The organism is Dysgonomonas sp. HDW5A, assembly GCF_011299555.1.
GTDB lineage: Bacteria > Bacteroidota > Bacteroidia > Bacteroidales > Dysgonomonadaceae > Dysgonomonas_A.
Genome location: NZ_CP049857.1, coordinates 2,564,680 through 2,585,807, shown reverse-complemented (window position 1 = coordinate 2,585,807; position 21,128 = coordinate 2,564,680). Strand labels below are relative to the sequence as shown.

At 36.9% G+C, this 21,128-nt stretch carries 19 protein-coding genes and 2 pseudogenes; 18 read left to right on the top strand and 3 right to left on the bottom strand.

Features of this window, described 5'->3' with window-relative positions; translation table 11 throughout:
- Positions 1–3 precede the first annotated feature (3 nt).
- From G7050_RS10765 to G7050_RS10745, 5 genes are all read left to right on the top strand, one after another.
- Positions 4–909: an SP_1767 family glycosyltransferase gene (locus tag G7050_RS10765; protein WP_166117706.1), complete on the top strand. Its 906-nt coding sequence runs from the start codon at positions 4–6 to the stop codon at positions 907–909.
- A 104-nt stretch (positions 910–1,013) separates the two neighbouring features.
- Positions 1,014–2,162, top strand: coding sequence for a glycosyltransferase family 4 protein (locus tag G7050_RS10760; protein ID WP_166115115.1), 1,149 nt, complete (start codon positions 1,014–1,016; stop codon positions 2,160–2,162).
- Positions 2,163–2,166: 4 nt separating this feature from the next.
- Positions 2,167–3,012: a glycosyltransferase family 2 protein gene (locus G7050_RS10755; protein WP_166115112.1), complete on the top strand. Its 846-nt coding sequence runs from the start codon at positions 2,167–2,169 to the stop codon at positions 3,010–3,012.
- 70 nt (positions 3,013–3,082) lie between these two features.
- Entirely contained in the window at positions 3,083–4,267 is a 1,185-nt protein-coding gene (locus G7050_RS10750) for a glycosyltransferase family 2 protein (protein WP_166115109.1), read from the top strand.
- A 6-nt stretch (positions 4,268–4,273) separates the two neighbouring features.
- A complete protein-coding gene (locus G7050_RS10745; RefSeq protein WP_166115106.1) occupies positions 4,274–5,413 on the top strand; it encodes a hybrid sensor histidine kinase/response regulator in 1,140 nt (379 codons plus the stop codon).
- An 84-nt stretch (positions 5,414–5,497) separates the two neighbouring features.
- Here G7050_RS10745 and G7050_RS10740 read toward each other — a convergent pair whose 3' ends face one another.
- Positions 5,498–6,433 (bottom strand): UDP-glucuronic acid decarboxylase family protein, encoded by a 936-nt coding sequence (locus G7050_RS10740; protein WP_166115104.1) that lies wholly within the window; start codon positions 6,431–6,433, stop codon positions 5,498–5,500.
- A gap of 354 nt (positions 6,434–6,787) precedes the next feature.
- Between G7050_RS10740 and G7050_RS10735 the strand changes: the two genes are divergently transcribed.
- The gene (locus tag G7050_RS10735) at positions 6,788–8,095 is read left to right on the top strand and encodes a UDP-glucose/GDP-mannose dehydrogenase family protein (protein ID WP_166115101.1); all 1,308 of its coding nucleotides are present in this window, start codon (positions 6,788–6,790) and stop codon (positions 8,093–8,095) included.
- A 529-nt stretch (positions 8,096–8,624) separates the two neighbouring features.
- Here the strand turns inward: G7050_RS10735 and G7050_RS18020 are convergent.
- Positions 8,625–9,023, bottom strand: a pseudogene (locus tag G7050_RS18020) (DUF2938 family protein).
- A gap of 309 nt (positions 9,024–9,332) precedes the next feature.
- Between G7050_RS18020 and G7050_RS10720 the strand changes: the two are divergent.
- From G7050_RS10720 to G7050_RS10670, 11 genes are all read left to right on the top strand, one after another.
- Positions 9,333–9,740, top strand: coding sequence for a VOC family protein (locus G7050_RS10720; protein WP_166115092.1), 408 nt, complete (start codon positions 9,333–9,335; stop codon positions 9,738–9,740).
- 33 nt (positions 9,741–9,773) lie between these two features.
- Positions 9,774–10,610, top strand: a complete 837-nt coding sequence (locus G7050_RS10715; protein ID WP_166115089.1) for a nuclear transport factor 2 family protein — start codon at positions 9,774–9,776, stop codon at positions 10,608–10,610.
- Between the two features lie 41 nt (positions 10,611–10,651).
- Positions 10,652–11,053 (top strand): hypothetical protein, encoded by a 402-nt coding sequence (locus G7050_RS10710; protein ID WP_166115086.1) that lies wholly within the window; start codon positions 10,652–10,654, stop codon positions 11,051–11,053.
- 52 nt (positions 11,054–11,105) lie between these two features.
- Positions 11,106–12,071, top strand: a complete 966-nt coding sequence (locus G7050_RS10705; protein WP_166115083.1) for an NADP-dependent oxidoreductase — start codon at positions 11,106–11,108, stop codon at positions 12,069–12,071.
- A gap of 163 nt (positions 12,072–12,234) precedes the next feature.
- Positions 12,235–12,438, top strand: coding sequence for a hypothetical protein (locus G7050_RS10700; RefSeq protein ID WP_166115080.1), 204 nt, complete (start codon positions 12,235–12,237; stop codon positions 12,436–12,438).
- Between the two features lie 272 nt (positions 12,439–12,710).
- Positions 12,711–13,346: an AraC family transcriptional regulator gene (locus G7050_RS10695; protein ID WP_370521830.1), complete on the top strand. Its 636-nt coding sequence runs from the start codon at positions 12,711–12,713 to the stop codon at positions 13,344–13,346.
- 55 nt (positions 13,347–13,401) lie between these two features.
- On the top strand, positions 13,402–13,692 hold the full coding sequence (locus G7050_RS10690; RefSeq protein WP_166115077.1) for a heavy-metal-associated domain-containing protein: 291 nt from the start codon (positions 13,402–13,404) through the stop codon (positions 13,690–13,692).
- 11 nt (positions 13,693–13,703) lie between these two features.
- Positions 13,704–14,222 carry a DUF3347 domain-containing protein gene (locus G7050_RS10685; RefSeq protein WP_166115074.1) on the top strand — a complete coding sequence of 173 codons (519 nt, stop codon included), beginning with the start codon at positions 13,704–13,706 and terminating at the stop codon, positions 14,220–14,222.
- A 156-nt stretch (positions 14,223–14,378) separates the two neighbouring features.
- Positions 14,379–16,583 (top strand): multicopper oxidase domain-containing protein, encoded by a 2,205-nt coding sequence (locus tag G7050_RS10680; RefSeq protein WP_166115071.1) that lies wholly within the window; start codon positions 14,379–14,381, stop codon positions 16,581–16,583.
- A gap of 52 nt (positions 16,584–16,635) precedes the next feature.
- A complete protein-coding gene (locus tag G7050_RS10675) occupies positions 16,636–17,034 on the top strand; it encodes a heavy metal-binding domain-containing protein (protein WP_166115068.1) in 399 nt (132 codons plus the stop codon).
- A 27-nt stretch (positions 17,035–17,061) separates the two neighbouring features.
- Positions 17,062–17,454 (top strand): heavy metal-binding domain-containing protein, encoded by a 393-nt coding sequence (locus tag G7050_RS10670; protein WP_166115065.1) that lies wholly within the window; start codon positions 17,062–17,064, stop codon positions 17,452–17,454.
- 271 nt (positions 17,455–17,725) lie between these two features.
- On the opposite strand, the pseudogene G7050_RS10665 reads toward G7050_RS10670, so the two are convergent.
- Positions 17,726–19,438: pseudogene (locus G7050_RS10665) on the bottom strand (GH92 family glycosyl hydrolase); the annotation flags it as partial.
- A 144-nt stretch (positions 19,439–19,582) separates the two neighbouring features.
- On the opposite strand from G7050_RS10665, the gene istA reads away from it, so the two are divergent.
- Positions 19,583–21,106 (top strand): IS21 family transposase, encoded by a 1,524-nt coding sequence (istA, locus tag G7050_RS10660; protein ID WP_255499085.1) that lies wholly within the window; start codon positions 19,583–19,585, stop codon positions 21,104–21,106.
- The last annotated feature ends 22 nt before the right edge of the window (positions 21,107–21,128 follow it).

Here is a 21,128-nt window from a genome sequence, read left to right as displayed (position 1 = left end):
AAAATCAGTATGAAAGAACTATTTGCACAACTAAAACATAAAATACAATACAATTTCACTATGGAGTTGTATAATTTTCTATATTATTTTCACCCCAAACAAAAGGTTATTCCCAATGTAATATCCATTGTCGAGACTCTTGAGAAAATTGAGTCTGAGAAATGTTCTGCAAGCCGTTTTGGAGATGGAGAAATGTTAGTTTTAGCAGGTTATCCCATCCGTTTTCAGAAAGCTGATGCACGACTGTCTAAAAAGTTGATTGAAGTTATAACAAGTCAAAACGATAAGCATTTGGTTTGTATATCCGATACCTTTACTGACCTAAATCGTTACACCCGCAGTGCAACCCGATTTTGGCGAACTCACTTTTGCCTCTATGGTAACCTATGGGATAAATACCTAAAACCCCAATCGTATTACAATACCTTTATTACAAGACCCTACATGGATTTTAAATCGAAAGATGAGTGTGGTCTTTGGTTCGATTTATTAAAAAAAATATGGAACGATCGGGACATCGTTTTCATCGAAGGTGAAAAAAGTAGATTAGGTGTCGGAAACGATTTATTTGCAAACGCAAAGTCTATAAAACGAATTCTTTGTCCGCCAACCAATGCCTTTGATAAATACGATGAGATTGTGTCGGAAGCTATGAAACAGAAATCTGATACACTATTTCTTATTGCTCTTGGACCAACGGCTACGGTGCTGGCGTACGATCTTTTTAAAGCTGGTTATCAGGCAATAGATGCCGGGCATGTAGACATTGAGTACGAATGGTTTAGGATGAAAGCAACAAAAAAAGTGAAAATAAAATCGAAATATGTAAATGAGGCCTTTGCTGGAAATAAAATAGATGACAGTGGTGATATAGAATATAATAATCAGATAATCTGTACCATTAAATAATGGTCTCAAACCTTTTTATTGATTGAGCAAGCATTACAACTAGAGGCAATTATGTTGATAAAATGTCTCATTAAATATTTAACGCTACTTAAAAATAGCATTATATGAAAATAGTCTATTACTTACCATCGTTATATATGTCGGGAGGATTGGAGCGAATAATTACCTTTAAAGCTAATTATTTTGCGGATAATCTGGGCTATGAGATTACTATTCTGACTTCCGAGCAGAACGGGAAAGAACCTTATTACAAACTTTCGTCCAAAGTAGGCCATGTTGACTTATCCGTTTGTTTTGACAGGACTGAGAAACATCAATCTTACCTGTTGAAGGTGGTCCAATACCCATTTAAGTATTATTTGTTTAAAAAGAGATTCAAACAATTTTTACTGCAATACAAACCTGATATAACTATTTCGACATTACGCAGGGAACTTAATTTTCTGAATACTATTAACGATGGTAGTGTGAAAATAGGAGAATTTCATGTGACTCGCTATTCATTCCATACAAATCTCGTAGAAGGAGGTAATCCGATAAAGAACTTTCTGAAAAAGAAATGGGACAAGCAATTTTTGGACAATCTGAGTAAGCTCTCCAGGTTTGTTCTGTTGACGGAGGAGGAAAAAGCCAATTGGCCCGAACTGTCAAACACGATGGTGATAAACAACCCCCTACCCTTTTTTCCCGATACAACTTCCGATTGTACGAATAAAAAAGTGATCGCTGTGGGTCGTTACTCTTATCAAAAAGGGTTCGATATGCTTATAGATAGCTGGAAATTGGTGAACGAAAAGCATCCCGAGTGGTCGTTGTCTATTTATGGCGAAGGAGACAGAGAATCTCTGATGAATCAGATTCTGAAATTAAATATCGAAAAAAGCTGCTTCTTAGAAGAACCGGTTACAACTATAACAGATAAGTATGTCGAAAGCTCTATATTCGTGCTAAGCTCTCGTTTCGAAGGCTTTGGTATGGTTATCGTCGAAGCTATGGCATGCGGAGTTCCACCTGTGTCGTTTGCATGCCCTTGTGGACCAAAGGACATTATCAAACACGAAACGGACGGTTTATTAGTCGAAACAGGAGATATAAAAGCACTGGCATCGTCTATTTGCTTATTGATCGAAAATGAAGAAATGAGAAAAAATATGGGAACACAAGCCCGCATCAGTTCAAAACGTTTTGATATGGAAACCATCGGCAAGCAATGGGAAAGCTTATTTGAGTCGCTAATAACTTCTAAAAATTAATGTTATGACTTGGTATTCAAAATATTTAGAGGTTTTTGAGAAACCATTTTCAGAGGTTGATCCTGATCTGGTACTAAAAATAAGAGAAAAGGTAACCCGACTGCAAAGCAATGCTCCTCTAGTTTCGGTTGTTATTATTGCCCATAACGAGGGCAGCAGATTATTGAGTTGTATTTGGTCACTAGTTGATAACGTGCATGATTATCCGATTGAAATTATAGGTATTGATAATTGCTCAACCGATAATACAAAGGAGGTTTACAAATCAGTAGGAGTAAATTATTTCTACGAAGATAAACCGGGACCGGGATATGCCCGTCAATGCGGTTTAGATCATGCTAAAGGAAAATACTATATATGCATAGATGCAGATTCGATATACCCTAAGGAATATATCCGAACCATGATATCCGAACTTAGTAACCCGTCTATGGTTGCTGTATTCGCGTTGTGGAGTTTTATTCCCAATAAGAAAAACACGAAATTTAAACTTACAATATATGAGTTTATACGTGATATACACCTCCGGATTCAGACCTTTAAAAGACCCGAATTATCGGTAAGAGGAATGGTGTTTGCATTCGATACTTCTTTGGCTAAACAAATTGGATTCAGAACTGATATTCGCCGAGGTGAAGACGGATCGTTATTACTGGCAATGAAGAAATCGGGTAAAGTAAAACTGATCTTAAACCCCAAAGCAAGGATAATGACATCTAGCGGAACTTTAAATACCGACGGATCACTCCTCAGCAGTTTGGTTAAACGTATCAGCAAAGCAACTAAAAACCTGTCGAATTATTTTACAAAAGAAACAAAGTATACCAACGAAGACTCAAATATGCTCTAACGAATCTAATACTATACTTGAACAAACAATAAAACCTCAGACCTAAACTTTCTAAAAAAAAGATTAATATATGATACTAATCGATGTGTTTTGGATTTTAGCCTTCCTTATATTCTACACTTATCTGGGATATGGTATTTTACTGTGGGCACTCGTGAAAATAAAGGAACTGATATTTCCATATAATAACGAAACAAAAGAGACTTACAACTACCCCGAAGCCACACTTGTTATAGCAGCCTACAATGAGGAGGACATCATCGACATGAAAATGAAAAATAACCTCGAACTCGATTACCCACAAGGCAAGTTACATATTGTGTGGGTTACCGATGGTAGTACGGATAGAACTGTGGAACGATTAAAAGAATATTCGAATATAGACATATATCATATCGACGAACGAGGGGGAAAAACAAAAGCCATAAACCGGACTATGCCTTTTGTTAAATCGCCAATATCTGTTTATACAGATGCAAATACGCTATTAAACAAACAGGCAATCAAAGAAATAGCAAAGAAATTTGATAATCCTAAAGTAGGTTGCGTAGCAGGAGAAAAGTGTATTGCGGTAGAAACACAAGATACAGCTTCCTCAAGCGGCGAGGGCTTTTACTGGCGTTACGAGTCTAAATTGAAAGCTCTCGATTCGAGGCTATACTCGACCATAGGAGCTGCAGGCGAACTTTATGCCATCCGCACTTCTCTTTTCAAGCCACAACCCAGCGATGCTCTGCTTGATGACTTTATGCTTTCGATGGAAATTGCAGCTGAGGGATACAAAATAGCGTATTGCCCCAAAGCATATGCAACTGAATCGGGGTCAGCTGATATGAAGGAGGAAGAAAAGCGTAAAGTACGAATTGCCGCCGGAGGCTTACAGTCAACATGGAGGCTTCGTAAATTACTCAATATCTTCCGTTACGGAATCTTGACTTTTCAGTATGTTTCACACCGTGTACTTCGTTGGACCATAACACCAATTGCGTTGGTGCTTTTATTTCCATTAAACCTTCTTATTGTTCTAATGACTGAAGGCAGTCAGCAAGAACTCTATTTACTGTTATTACTACTCCAAACCTTATTTTATATACTGGGATTTTGGGGATACCTTTTATCTAAACGAAAAATAAAGAATAAAATCCTGTTTATACCCTATTATTTTATATTTATGAACATCAGTATGTTTAAAGGAGTTTCCTATTTAATCAAAAAGAAAAGTGGAGCTTGGGAAAAATCAAAACGCAAAAAATAACCAATTATGAAAGTAATTAATTCAAAATACAAGATATTGATAGTTGATGAGTCTGAAGAACAACTTCTGGAGCTTGAGCAGGTTTTGACAGATCAAAAGTTTACAGTTCTAAAATCACAGAGTGGAAAAGAAGCTATCAAAATATATCGCAAAGAGCGTCCGGATTTGGTTATATTAGAGATTTCAATGCCCGATATATCCGGATTTGAGATATGTAGCTACATCCGCAAAAATCCTAATAAAAAAAGGATACCTATAATTTTTTCAACAACATCTACTGATTCTAAGGATATAATAGAATCTTTTAAAGTTGGTGGAGATGATTACGTGGCAAAACCATTTAACTTCGATGTATTAATGGCCAGAATAAACCATCAATTATCGATGCTGGTAGCTAAAAGTATTATTATAGAAAAAAACAGAGAACTCTACAATACGGTTATTGCCAGAGATAGAATGTATTCGGTAATTGCACACGATCTCCGATCGCCGGTTGGCACTATAAAAATGATAATGAATTTATTGACCGAAAACACGGTTGACAACATAGTAGAAGAAACTTTATATAGAATGATTCGCGAAGCAAACTTTATAACCGAAGAGCTCTTCACATTATTAGACAACTTACTGAAATGGGCAAAAAATCAATCGGGGAGCATGACTCCAATATTTCAAGAAATAGACTTGGTTGACATCACGAAAGGGGGAGTTGAATTATTCAGGAAAGTGGCGATTGTAAAAAACATACAAGTAGAGTTTAATACTATACCTATGGCTATGGTTAACGTAGATATAGAGATGACGAAGAGTTGTATACGGAATCTAATGAGTAATGCTTTTAAGTTCAGCTATGAAAACTCAAAGGTCGTAGTATCGCTTAGTGAGGAGAAAGATTATTTCAGAATAGCAATCCAGGATTTTGGATGTGGAATGAATGAAGAGGAAATCCAAAAACTATTAAATCCAAAAACTCATTATACCAGCTATGGCACTGCTAAAGAAGAAGGATCGGGCTTAGGTCTTCTACTCGTGAAGGAATTAATTACTAAAAACAAAGGGCATCTCGGCTTCAATTCCATTAAAGGTATTGGTTCAACATTTTATATTCTTATACCAATACCTCAGCCTAAAAAATTAAAATTATAAAACGATCTATTACTGACAAATACCTACTTTATATAAATAAAGTAGGTATTTTGCTATATATTACATAAAACTAAGCAATATGCATTAGATTATTTTCTTAAAATATTCAATGGTTGCAAGAAGTCCTTCCCGAACAGGAACTTTCGGTTCCCAATTAAGAGCTTGCTTAGCCAATGAAATATCCGGTTTACGTTTTCTTGGATCGTCAAGAGGAAGATCACTGAATACAATTTTAGATTTTGAGTTTGTAAGTTCAATAATCAAATTTGCCAAATCAACCATTGACATTTCATTTGGATTACCTATATTAACAGGTCCTGTAAACGAATCACTGGTTGCCATCATTTTTATCATAGCATCAATCAGATCATCAATATACTGAAAACTGCGAGTTTGGGAACCATCTCCATATATTGTGATATCCTCACCTTTGAGAGATTGGATTATAAAGTTAGATACTACACGCCCATCTTCTGGATCCATATTAGGACCATAGGTATTAAAAATACGTATTAACTTTATTCTCACGTTATTCATCCGATGATAATCCATAAATAATGTTTCGGCACAGCGTTTCCCCTCATCATAGCATGAACGAACACCAATAGGATTTACATTCCCCCAATAACTTTCAACTTGAGGGTGCACAGCAGGGTCACCATATACTTCACTAGTCGAAGTCTGTAATACTTTAGCCCTTGTCCGGCGAGCCATATCCAGTGCATTAATAGCTCCCATCACTGAAGTTTTAATAGTTTGAACACCGTCAAACTGATAATGTGTAGGTGATGCAGGACAAGCCAAGTTGTATATCTCATCAGCTTCGAGTGAGTAAGGTAGAACCACATCGTGCCTCATCACTTCAAAAGAAGGGTTATCAAACAACTGAGCTATATTATCTTTTGTGCCTGTAAAAAAATTATCCATGCAGATTACTTCATTATTCAATTCTAGTAGTTTCTTGCATAAATGCGAACCTATGAATCCGGCTCCGCCTGTAACCAAAATCTTCTTTTTCATATAGTGTATATTTGTAAATTATGAGTTGTGGGAAAGTTAATACAATGCTATACTAATGCAGTATAAATTAAAGGTCATTTTAATAGTAACATACAAATAAACAATTTATTGCATAAATTGTTCTATCTTATGGTAACTATTATCTAATTACATAAAAACATGAATATAATTAAATCCGTTATCATTATTCGATCTTTAAATTTTCAGATCTATTATTGGTGAAACGATTGTATATTTGGAATAGCAATCTTAGGTTGATAAAATCACAAACTTATAATTCTTACAAGAATAATCCCCTTTTTTCGAACTAAAGCTAAATTACTTTATTGTATAACATTATATATTTAAAAACGTATGAATATCGCAATCGTTGGAAGTGGCTACGTCGGTTTAGTAACAGGAAGCTGTTTTGCTGAAATCGGAGCAAATGTAACATGTATTGATATTGATGAGAATAAAATAAAGAATCTAAAACTTGGAAACATTCCGATTTATGAACCCGGTCTAGAAGCCATGATTAAGCGTAATGTAGAAGCCAAGAGACTAAATTTTTCCACTGACCTGGCTTCTGTTATAGATCATATAGATATAATTTTTATTGCCGTAGGAACCCCTCCGGATGAAGACGGAAGTGCTGATCTTAAATATGTAATAGATGTAGCCCAGGCAATTGGTGCCAATATGAAAAACTATCTGGTTGTAGTAACAAAAAGCACAGTACCGGTAGGAACTTCAATAAAGATAAAGAATACCATTCAAGAACAATTGGATAAACGTAACTTAAATATTGAGTTTGATGTTGCCAGCAATCCAGAGTTTTTAAAAGAAGGAAACGCAATTGACGATTTTATGAAGCCTGATAGAGTTGTTATCGGTATAGAGTCGGAAAGGGCTAAAAAAATCTTAACTCGTCTATACAAGTCAATGCATCTGAATACATTCCGAGTTATCTTCATGGATATAGCATCTGCTGAAATGACCAAATATGCTGCTAATTCAATGTTGGCCACAAGGATAAGTTTTATGAATGAAATTGCAAACTTATGCGAGCTGGTAGGAGCGAATGTGAGTATGGTTCGAAAAGGTATGGGAAGTGATAATCGTATTGGAAGTAAATTTCTCTACTCCGGCTGTGGTTATGGAGGATCGTGCTTTCCGAAAGATGTAAAGGCTTTGATAAAGATAGGACATTTGAATGATTCTGAAATGCAAATCCTTAATGCTGTAGAGTCTGTTAATGAACAACAAAAGAACATCTTATTTAAAAAATTCCAAAATTATTTCGGCGGAAAAGTTAAGGATAAAAAAGTTGCAATTTGGGGATTGTCTTTTAAACCGGAAACTGATGACATGAGAGAGGCACCTTCAATTAATTTAATGAAAAGTTTACTTGATGTGGGATGCTCTATAACCGTTTATGATCCCATTGCCATGCCCGAATGTAAGCGAATAATGGGTAATAAAGTAAAATATGCAAATAATATGTATGATGCCGTGATAGATGCAAATACAATATTTCATGTTACAGAATGGAAGGAATTTCGTTTGGCTAGTTGGGAAGCTATTAAACGCTCCATGGCAACAGACCCATTACTTATTGATGGACGAAATGTATTCTCGAAGGAAGATATTGCTGGTATAAATTATATAAGAATAGGTTAGACAATTGCATAATGACTCTATTTATATATGTAACCAAACATACAAGAAAGTTTAGAAGACTGGATTGAGGACAGTTTAACAGTGTTGTTAAAAAATATGATGGCGTTTCAACAACATAAATAATGTACCTCTAAACGTCTTGATGCAGGTTTTGATATCGGAAAGGTAGGCAGTTCTGTATGCAGTATTTCAGATAAAAATATATAATGTAATATATAGGTTCAATAGCCAAGTTTATAACTTAACAGGTGAACTAATGTGATTAGCTGCATTTGGAAAACCAATAGCATTTAGTAACCTGTTCTTGACATTCTGAAAGTATCATTAAAAAGGAATAGGTGTATATCCCAATTTAAAGAATGGTATCAATTGAAAAAAGAATAAAAATTATATGATGGACAGCTATAAACCAATTTCTGACAATAGACTACTCAGCTATGTTATTTTTTTTTGGGGGGACTTCTATATTAAATGAATACAAAAGAAAAGTTCCACAAATCACTGATTTGTGGAACTTTTCTTTTGGGGCTTATTTATCTAGCCTTTTGGCGGAGAGAGGGAAGTGAAATTTAGTACCTAATATACTTATATATAAAATAGACCTAATGGTAATAATACCTATAATTAATGCAGGCAATAAAGTCGGTCGATAAAGCCAATACATTCCAAAGTAGGCAATCAATACAAATGAAAATATTATTCCGATAAGATAATGTATAGTCTAACCCAGTATCGCCTCATAATGGACAGTTGGTGTACGAGTTATATTTTCGTGGGTAAATTTACCGTTAACGAAATTGCCTATCCACCTGCCCACCAATCTATAATCTAAGGTCTTAATATTAAAATAAGACAAAAGGTAAGACCACATATCCATTAGTAAAGTAGCCCCAATTCCAATCACCGTAATTCTTATGATAGTTTCCATCTTTTACTTTATTTTCTTAGTTATTATTCGATTGTTTGTAAAAATGAGCAGGTAAAATGCCTTTTGTAAAAGGTACAACAATCCTTTCTCATTTGAATGGATTTATAGTTAAAACAAAATGGATTCATTTTCCATATAAGTTAAGAATCATTTTTTCGGATAACAATCCCCTCTTAGGCTTGTTCTATATGTACTCCCTTATCCTTTTCGGATAACATCACCTTTCGCAGAATTATGCGTTTTTTATAGTCTATAATCCGACCACAAAAGATGCGGTTGGAAGTAGTTCATTTATAATACCCAATAACAATGAAAAATTTAACTCCTTACTTGATTATAAACAATAAGTGCGAAGAAGCACTCTTATTCTATAAAGACTGTTTTGACGGTGAAATATCTTTTATGCAGAGATATGCAGAAGCCGAAAACTACAATGTCTCAGAACAATTCAAAGACAAAATCGCCCATGCCGAATTTATGGCAGAAGGTATCAAATTCTATGCATCTGATGGTTTTGAAGGACAGGAAGTAACCGTTGGTGATACTATAGCAATGACTGTATCATTCGACAATGAGAAAGAACAAAAAACAGTCTTTGATAAATTGAAAGTGGGTGGAAATGTAACAATGGACTTTGCCGAAACTTCAACAGATTCGATATTGGTTACATTGATTGATAAGTACGGAATCCACTGGTATCTGAATTATGATAAGTAACATTCGGCTTATAATTTTCTTAAAATTCAAATTATGAATACAAATAACAATACAACAGAAGAAACCAGAGCAATCGTAGAACAGTTTTACAAGAGAAGATCATTAAATGATATCGATGGGGTAATCGACCTTATAGCAGATCACATAAAATGGGAGATTCCCGGGGATACGAATTTAGCTCCCTGGTTGGGCGACAGGTCAAGTAAAGCAGAAATCAGAGAGTTCTTTTCACTTCAAAAACAACACCTCGAATCTTTGATTTTCGATACTAATCAGTTGGTAGTTGAAGGTGAAATTGCAGTGGCAATAGGATATTTATCATCCCGTATGCTGAAAACAAATAAAGTGTTTAACAGTCATTTTATGACGCACTTTATAGTTAAAAATAAACAGATCACACATTACTTTTTTTCAGAAGACAGTTTGGAGTTAGTGAAAGTACTAACAACAAATGAGAACAGCATTGAAGAGCAAAAAACAAAAGACTCATCAGCTATTGAGCTAGTAAAACTGTATTTTGAAAAAACAGATAACAGAGAGATCGATGTTAACACCCTGTTTTCAGAAGATGTAGAAATCTACTATCCAAAATTCGGAGAAGCTAAAGGACGGAGCGAAATCAATCGATTCATCGCATGGGCGAGGGGATTTATAGAAACACTGACACATGAGATCAGTGACTTTTCTTATATTATTTCTGAAAACAGGGTGATAGTCGAAGGAACTGAAAGTGGAATACTAAAAAATGGAAAAGCTTTTTCCAAAACTCGCTTTTGCAGTGTTTTTACGATTAAAGATAATCTGATAAGCCGCATGTATATTTATGTAGATCCTGATTTTACGGGAGAAGATGCTGAGCGATTCAGATAAAGAGGAAAGCAGAAGTAATAATAACTTATCAAAATAGAAATATGAAAATACTAAAAACACTTTATCGTATATATACAATTCCCGATCGGCTAGAGGCTCAGGTGCTTTTTTACGAAAAATTGTATGAAAGACCTTATTTTATGAAATTCTATTATCAGCAGCTGGATGTTACCTTAGTTGAAATTGGTGATATACTTATACTCTCCGGGCTGGATGAAACATGGAAAAACCTTCCTATAGTTAAGAATACTTCCCTTACTATCTATGTGCTATCTATTGATGAAACTTATTCAGACCTTCTTATGAACGAAGAATTAAGCATACTATATGGACCACAAGAATGTCTTACGGGGTTTAATATGGGAGTTCAGAATCCGGACGGGCTTATTTTTGAATATGTACAACATACTGAGAAAGTAAATAAATATAAAAATGATAAGTAAAACCAAGAGTTTCTCACTGTTATAGAGAGGATCTTAAGTTAATAGAAAGAATATGAAAGCAATAACATTAAAAGAATTCGGAAGTGTAGATAATCTGATAATACAAGATATTCCAACACCAACCATCAAAGAAGACGAAGTTTTGGTAAAAGTAAAAGCCATCAGTATAAACCCTGTAGATGTAAAAGTCCGAGCAGGAGGAGTACAGATTGCAGGACCATTACTTGATAGCCTGATAAACGAAAACCCTATTATTTTAGGATGGGACATATCGGGAGAAATAACCGAAACAGGTACTTCCGTTCACGATTTTAAAGTTGGAGACGAAGTATTCGGTATGGTAAACTTTATCGGACATGGAAAAGCCTATGCAGAATATGTAGCTGTTCCAGCTTCGCAATTGGCATTAAAGCCTCAAAATATTTCGTATGAAGAAGCAGCCGCAGCAACGCTTGCTGTATTAACGGCTTGGCAGGCATTCACCAAAGATGGACACCTAAAATCAGGCGATCGGGTGCTTATACATGCCGCGTCAGGCGGAGTAGGTCATTATGCTGTTCAGATAGCAAAACATTTGGGAGCTTACGTAATCGGAACATCATCAGCTGCCAATAAAGACTTTGTTATGAGCTTAGGAGCAGACGAGCATATCGATTATAAAAGGCAGGATTTTGAGAAAACAGTAAGCGAGATAGACTTTGTTCTCGAAACGATTGGTGGTAAAAATCTCGAGAAATCCTTGGAGGTAGTAAAACAGTCAGGAACTGTAATCATAATCAATCTACCATCAGGATTCTCGGAGGAGATTAAAAGTAAAATAATCGAAAAAGGGATTAAATTCTGTCTTTATATGACAGTTCAATCTAGTGGAGAAGATATGAAACAGATAGCCAACTTGTTGGAAAAAGGGATTATTAAATCGCATATATCTAAGGTATTCTCATTCGACCAGATGGCAGGGGCTCATTTGCAGATAGAGTCTGGACGTACTATGGGGAAAACAGTAGTAATATTATAAAACAGTTGAAATATGAATAATTTGAAATTACCTCTTCTGCCTTAAGAGATGAACCTATACTTTGCAGATTCCTACAATTCGGGACAAGTTGAAAATCTGATCCGGCTTTTTGAAGAAAATGCCAAAAGCGTAACTAACAGTTGAAGGAAATGTGTTGTCTGGTGTGAAACAAATAAAAAGCGACCATCAGAAACTGTTGCAACTGGCAGAAAAAATGACCTCAACAAATATATTTTGCACCGAGTTTGAAAGTATAGCCTTACTAAGAGCTGATTGGATAATCGTAACCTTTGATTCAGAAGGTAAGAAACTGAAAATAAAAGGTTCTAGTTCTGAGATCGTAAGAAAACAGACTAATGGAGTATGACTATATGTTTGTAAATCATCCTTTTGCTTTTAAATGATGTCTGGTTGATATTTATTTGTGTTCACAAACAAGTATATCCAAAATAATGTCTGATTTATTTAATGATTTGAAGCCTGTTCGAGACGATCTATTCAATAAAAATGAGTTTTATCAGTTGCTGGATAATGCTGAATAATCAAGTTTTTTTTCATATAACAGAAATGCCATAGATACATTTTTTGATTATATCCAACATAATGAAAAAAATAAATCTTTATCAAAAAGGATACATCATGAAATATTATATAAAAAACATGGTTTGCAATCGCTGTAAGATGATGGTTAAATCGGAATTGGAAAAACTGGGGCTTCATCCCGTATCGGTCTCTTTGGTAGAGGTAGACCTGACAGAGGAGTTACAACCAGCAGACAAGGTAAAACTTACGGTTGTTCTCGAATCACTTGGATTTGCGATGATAGATGACAAAAAAAGCAGAGTGATCGGACAGATAAAAACGCTCATTATCGAATTGGTGCATTATAACGATAATGAATTGATAATGAATCTATCGTATCTCCTCAGTGAGCGACTACATCTTGACTATAATTACATGAGCAATCTGTTTTCTGAAATAGAAAGCACCACAATTGAAAAGTATTTTATTGCTCAAAAAATAGAACGAGTTAAAGAACTTTTGGTTTATGACGAATTGACCTTAAGCGAGATTGCATTCAAACTCAACTATTCGAGCGTTGCCTATCTAAGCAGCCAATTTAAAAAAATAACAGGACTCACCCCTCACCCCTTCCCACTTCAAAAATATAAGAACCGAAAAACGCAAGTCGCTCGACGAAGTGTAAATCTTATAAATCACTCACTAAATAACATAACATACGATAGGTTCTTTTTTCCCAACTTTGCATTATAATCAATAGATTACGAGGTTATTTACTATTGTAGCATAAAAATAAAAACAAAACATCATGGAAGCGAAAGAACAAAAAACAGTTATAATTCAAGTTCAGGGAAATTGCCCGATGTGCAAGACACGTATCGAAAATACGGCTAAAGGGATCAGCGGTGTATCATCTGCCAGTTGGGATCAAAAGACAAAGCAGTTACACTTGAGTTTCGATGATTCTGCCACATCTGTCGATTTGATTAGCAAGGCAATAGCCGAAGTAGATCACGATACAGATAAATATGAAGCAGATATAGCACTTATACCGCCTTACCTAATTGCTGTAAATACAGAAAGTAATTACAAATTCTAAATTGAATCAAAATGAAAAAGTTAATTTTAGCAATAGCAGTCACACTTTTGGCAATTGTATCATACAATCAGCCTGTCAGTGCTCAGAATAAGGATGCCGGTGTAGTATTACAACCGGTTTATCAATCGTATTTTGCACTCAAAGATGCTTTAGTTGCGAGTGATGGCAAAGCGGCACAAAGTGCAGCCGAGTCTTTATACAAAAACATAGCAGCCGTACCGATGGATAAACTCGGTAGCAGCCACACTGTCTGGATGAATCTTCAATCGAAACTCAGTTTCGATGCCGAACATATGAAAGGTACAAATGATATTGGGCATCACAGAGAGCATTTCGTATCGTTGTCTAAAAATATGTATGAACTCATGAAAGTTGCTACATACGGAAAAACTGTATATTATCAACATTGCCCGATGTATAACAAGAAAAAGGGCGGAGCAAATTGGTTGAGTCTCGATAAGGCTATCAAGAATCCTTACTTCGGTTCTAAAATGCTAACCTGTGGCAGTACTACCGAAACATTGGAATAAAGACCGATTAATTATAAAATAGGAGTATTGTTTGATGATTTTACAAGTTATAAGTAAACAAGTTCACGGTTTTTGCATTCCTGTTTACTTATATACTTGTATACTAGTCAACCATATTTAACGTAAAAAGGTCTGAGACCTCAATATACCACGCATATGAAAAAAATTAGTAAAATACTATTTTCGATTTTTGTGCTGTCGGTTATAATTCCCACAATCAAATCGCAAAGCATCAAGGAATATAACTTATATGTAAATGATACCATTGTAAATTATACAGGGAAAAATAGAAAGGCAATAGCTGTCAATGGGCAGATTCCAATGCCGACACTTTATTTTACAGAAGGCGATACGGCGGTAGTCTATGTGCATAACAATATGATGCACGAAACATCCATTCACTGGCATGGGCTTCTTTTACCCAACGAACAGGACGGAGTATCGTATTTAACCACAGCTCCTATCGAACCGATGTCGACCCATACATTCAAATTTGCTCTTCGCCAAAGCGGAACTTATTGGTATCATTCGCATACCATGTTGCAGGAACAAATAGGTATGTACGGAGCAATCGTCATTCATAAGCCAAACGAACCTGTCGTGAACGAAGAAGTCGTTTTACTCAGCGATTGGAGTGACGAGAATCCCCACGAAATAGAACGCTCGTTGCATTATGCTACCGATTGGTACGCAATCAAGAAAAACACCGTGCAAAGTTATGGTGAAGCACTCCTAAGCGGGAACTTCAAAACGAAATTTACCAATGAGTGGAAGCGTATGAATGCCATGGACGTGAGCGATGTGTATTACGAGCGATTTTTAGTAAACGGTGTAAATGAGCAGCAAACGAAGAAATACAAGGCAGGCGATAAGGTTAGACTGCGGGTAATTAACGGTAGTGCCTCCACATACTTTTGGGTAACCTATTCGGCAGGTAAAATGTCGGTTGTGGCAAGCGATGGCATGGATGTAGAACCGGTAGAAGTAGATAGATTTATTGTCGGAACGTCCGAAACATATGATGTCATGGTCACAATACCTGCCGATGGTAAAGCTTACGAGCTCTTAGCCACATCAGAAGACAGAACAGGTTCGGCATCACTCTGGCTTGGAGATGGAACGAGGCAAGCCGCAAAGCCTTTACCCCGTTTGAAATACTTCGAAGGCATGAAAATGATGAACGACATGATGACCATGGGCGGTAATATGAAAGACATGGGGATGAATATGAGCCTTCAACAAATGGATATGAATAATGTGATGTATCCCGAAATAACAGGAGGCGAAATGTCTGATATGCCATCAATGCAAGATAGTATGAGTCATGCCCATCATTCCGAAAAACAAGGCGATATCGTTACGCTAAATTACGCCATGTTGAAATCTCCCGTAAAAACCACTTTACCCGATACTCCTTTCAGAACACTGTATTTTGAGCTGACAGGAAACATGAACCGCTATGTATGGACTATCAACAATAAAACGGTTTCGGAAAGTGATAAAATATTAATCAAGAAAGGCGAAAATATACGTATTGTAATTAACAATAACTCTATGATGCGCCACCCTATGCACCTCCACGGACATTTCTTCCGGGTAGTGAATGAGCATGGCGAATACTCACCTCTTAAGAATGTACTGGATATTATGCCAATGGAAACAGACACGATTGAGTTCAATGCAGCCGAAGAATACGGCGATTGGTATTTTCATTGTCATATCCTGTATCACATGATGGCTGGAATGGGACGTATTTTTTCTTACGAAGATTCACCTCCCAATCCACAAATACCTAATCCGGACGAATCTATAAAAAAGGTGTATGGTGATGATAGGCGTTTCTTTCTTGGCGGACAAGTAGGCTTGGAAAGTAATGGTAGTGACGGAAATATGTCGCTGATGAACACCCGATGGATAATATCTACCGAATGGAGAATCGGGCTGAATAAAACACATGGTTTTGAAACAGAAGCCCGAATCGGACGTTTTATTGATCAGAAGCAGTTTCTGGTGGCTTATGCAGGCTGGGACTGGTTCTATAGAGAAGGAGGACGAAGAGAAAAGAATCTGTTCGGACAAAGTAGTAATCAGAAAAACTGGGGAGCATTTACCGTTGGAATGCAATATACTTTACCCTTTTTACTTGTAACCCAATTGCAGGTCGATCATACAGGTTATGTTCGTGCCCAACTAAGACGGGATGATATTCCTGTTACAAGACGCTTGCGGCTATGGGGTATGATCAATACCAATATCGAATATGCTTTTGGTGCGAGGTATATACTCACTAAATATGTTTCGGCTTCAACCCATTACGACAGTGATATGAAATTCGGTGCAGGGATTACCTTAACGTATTAATAATCAAAGACAAACTTTGTATTACAGATAAAAACAATCAATATTAATTATAATGAAACATTCATATAAAATAGGCGGCATGACCTGCGACGGTTGCCGTGGACGAATTGAAAAAGCACTGAACGGAATCAACGGTATTGATGCCGTTGTTACACTAAACCCTCCTATTGCGACCATCACAATGGAGAAACATATAGCGACTGAGCAACTGCAAGAGGCTTTGTCTGCCATTGGTAATTATACCATATCTCCCGACAACGGCGAGAACAAGCACAATGAGGGAAGCTCGTGTTGCAGCTTTGCTCCACAGAAACCCGTCGTGATACCCAAAGATATTCAGGCAGATGGAATATACTACTGCCCGATGTACTGCGAGGGAGACAAGATCTATCACAAATCAGGTAACTGTCCTGTCTGCGGTATGAACCTTGAGAAAAAGCCAACCATGTAAGTGGCTTCTGCAAAGTATGCCTGCCCCATGCACTGCGAAGGCGATAAAGTATACGATAAACCCGGGAATTTCCCTGTGTGCGGTATGGATTTGGTAACGATAGCAACTCAGGGCGAGGACGACAATAAATCGTATCGTGATTTGCTCCGGAAATTTTGGATTGCGATCGTCTTCACGATTCCTGTATTCTTGATTGCCATGTTGGGCATGATACATGGATTTTCGGACATTGTTCATCCAAAACTTTCAAGTTGGTTACAGTTAGGATTTACCATTCCGGTAGTATTTTATGCCGCATGGATGTTTTTTGAACGGGCATGGGTTTCCATTCGAACCATGAAACTCAATATGTTTACCCTGATCGGTATAGGGACGGGAGCTGCATTTTTGTTCAGTATCGTGGGTCTGTTATCTTGGTAGCGAATGGCTTACTAAAGAACTGGAACAAGGTATTAACCCAACTACCAGACAGTTAATGGGAGTAATGGGACAGTACTTCCGTCCTGAATTTTTAGCCCGTCTGTCGGAAATAGTCACCCTTCACAGGCACATCGACCATCTATATATCAAATAAATATAAAAAAACAACCTGCAACAATACTCGACTCATAGAATAAACGACATTGAGATGCCTATCATAAAATAGGGCTATTCTCTCCAGACTAGCCCTATTTTTTCCTGTTTTATACAACTACTTATCTAATTTATAATTAGGTAAATTTCCCATCTTAACTCGAAGATTTCCTCCATTTACAATATCCGAAAATGGAATAAATACTGACTCTTGTTTCTTTCCATTATAATCTACCGATTGAAGATAAACATTATCTGTTGAATTGTTATCTACCTCAATAACAAATGCATTACCTTTATAATACTTATTATTCAACTTGATTTCAACTCGATCGAAAATAGGGCTGCCAATCTGAAATTTAGGATCTATCTCTGTCAAACCTTTTATATCAAATAACCCGATAGCTGACATTACATACCATGCACCCAGTTGTCCTTGATCTTCGTCCTGTCCATATCCATATCCGTGAAGACCGTCTGTACCATAAAACTCATTACAGATAGCTCTTACCCATTTTTGAGACAAATAAGGTTTACCCGAAAAATTAAACATCCACGAGATATGCAAATTGGGTTGATTGCCTTGATTATACAAAGCATGCAATCCTGAGAAAGCATTAACAGTTGTTCCTCCTCCAAAGATGTCTTTCTGAGATAGAATAAAAATACTATCAAGACGGTTATTAAATTCATCTTTTCCAACCAAACTTATGAGCTTTTCAGCTTGATGAGGTACATAGAAAGTATATTGAACCGCATTACCTTCCTGAAAACCTATCCATGGAGCCAGAGGATCAAAATCTTTGATAAATTCACCATCTTTTGTTCTTGGTCTGATCAGTTTTGTTTCGTTATCAAAAAGTAGCTCCCACCCTTTTGATAGTTTCGATAACTGTTGATAGTCTTTCTCTTTGCCCAAATGCTTGGCAAACTGCCCCACTGCAAAACTACTGAAAGAATATTCCATCGTGTGTGATGCCGAAAATCCCGAACCTTCGGTATTGGTATCCATTCCCAATTCGGGAATATAAGGAGAATAGCCATTCTTTACAAAGCTACCTACATCTAACTTACCTGCTCCATCGGGGCGATTGGCTCCATCTACTTCATTTTTGAGTGCAGCTTCATAACCCAGCTCAACATCAAAATCACGGATACCACAATTATATGCCGCTGCTATAGCTAAACTAGTAAAGTTTGTGCCGACTCCCGATACATATTTACTGTTAGCAATACCATCACCTAACCATCCTGCATCTTTATAGACCAATAATTGGCTCTGAATCCAATCCGAATAATATTCAGGATAGGCAAGGCTCCACAGTTGAGTCAGATTCCAGAATGCACCCCAAATAGCATCAGTATTATAATGATTGTGAATAGGCTGTCCTTTACCATCTAATTTGATTTGCCCAGCCTGCCCATCATTTTTAGGATATGCACCATTTACATCACTGGCAAGACCACGTCCCAAAAGTGCATGAAAAAGTCCTGTATAGAACTTCGTTAAGTCGGCTTTAGTACCTCCATCAACATTGATTCTACCTAGATATTCTCCCCATATTTTCAGCGCATTTGCTTTAGCTGCATCAAAGTTCAATGATTTTGCTTCGACATTCATATTGCTTTTAGCATTCTCGATCGAAGTGTAAGAAAGTCCAAGCTTCACGGTGATCTTTTCATTGGCTGATGTTTTATACTTCAAAGCCATTACGGCTCCCGCACCTTTAATTTCTTTGCCGTTGGATACACTTTGTCCTCTAAAGAATACTTTAGATTCGGCAACAGGTTTATCTAGCTTTGCATATGGAAAAAACGGATAAAATGACCCCTTAAAGCCAGAGGAAAGTGACCCCTGTGATTGTGTTCTTAAAATAGTTTTAAAGTTCTTGTTATTGATGGGCTTTGATTTAGTTAGTTTGATGTTCAGACTAACTAAAAGCGATCTAATATTATGCCCAACAAATTTATAACAATGACCAAATTAAGAACGATTATCCGTTTGTATGAGGACCATATGGGTCTTAAAACTATTGCCGTAATGGCTCGCACCTCCCGCAATACTGTTAAGAAGTATATCCATAAATGGAACTCTTTAAAGATTAGTTTTGATGATTTTGTGTCTAAGAGTGATACGGAACTTCACGCGTTATTTTGTATTACAGATGCTCCCGGTATGCCTAACCCACGTCGGGATACACTGGAGTCTCTTCTTCCGAGCATCAGTAAGGACCTTGGTCGTAAAGGGATGACTACGATGCAGCAATGGCAAAAGTATATCAAAGAACACCCCGATGGGTATGGCTTAACTCAGTTTCGCATCTCAGTTCAACGTTATCGAATGATTAATAACCCCTCTATGCGTATGGAACATAAAGCAGGGGATAAAATGTTTGTAGATTATACAGGAGATAAGCTTTGGATTTATCCTCATGGTGAATCCCCTCGTGAGGTGGATGTATTTGTGGCAATCTTGGGTTGTAGCTTGTTGACTTATGTGGAAGCAGTATCAGGGCAGAGCAAAGAAGATTTTATCTCTGCCTGTGAGAACAGTTTTTATTTTTATGGAGGTGTTCCTCAAGCTGTTGTTCCTGACAATCTAAAAGCTGCTGTAACCAAAGCTTCTCGCCATGAATCTATCTTGAATGAAGAGTTTGAGCGTTTTGCTGAACATTATGGAGTCACAGTGTTCCCCGCTCGTGTTCGTAAACCCCGAGACAAAGCTCCTGTGGAGAATGCCGTTAAACTAACCTATAAGGATATTTACACTCGCACCAGTCATCTTCATTGCCCTGATCTAAAGAGTTTAAATGCAGCTATCCTGTCTGCTTTAGACCTGCATAACAATAATCTGTTGACTAATCGGAACTACTCTCGTCGTTCCTATTTTGAAGAGATTGAAAAAGAATCCTTAGGACCATTGAATCCAATCCGCTATCAGATTAAAAAACACGCGATGGCTACCGTAGGTAAAGATGGTTATATCCGCTTGAGTGAGGATATCCATTATTACAGTGTACCTCACACGTATATCGGTAAAAGGCTTAAGCTCTCTTACTCAGCGGATGATGTGCATATCTTTGACGGCTATAGCCTTGTGGCATCTCATACCCGCAGTCGTTTGCAGTTTAAGCATACCACCAATACAGATCATCTGCATCCCAAACATAAAGCCGTATTGGAATGGTCCCCTGAAGTATTTATCAAAGAAGCAGCCGACATCCATGAGGATGTGGAGCGTTACATCCGTAAAGTGATGGAAAAGAAACGCTATGTGGATCAGGCTAACAAGAGTTGTTCGGGTATCCTTTTATTGGCCAGGAAGGTCGGAGCGGCTCGTTTGACGGCAGCCTGCCGATTGGCTGAGAGTTATGACAGATACAGTTATAACGAGATCCAGGATATCCTTAAAACTAAATCTGAGTTTGTAGAAGTACCTGAAGAAACAGTGGATATACCCGAACATGAAAATATCAGAGGCAAAGATTATTATAAATAGACAAACAAATTAATTATTAAAA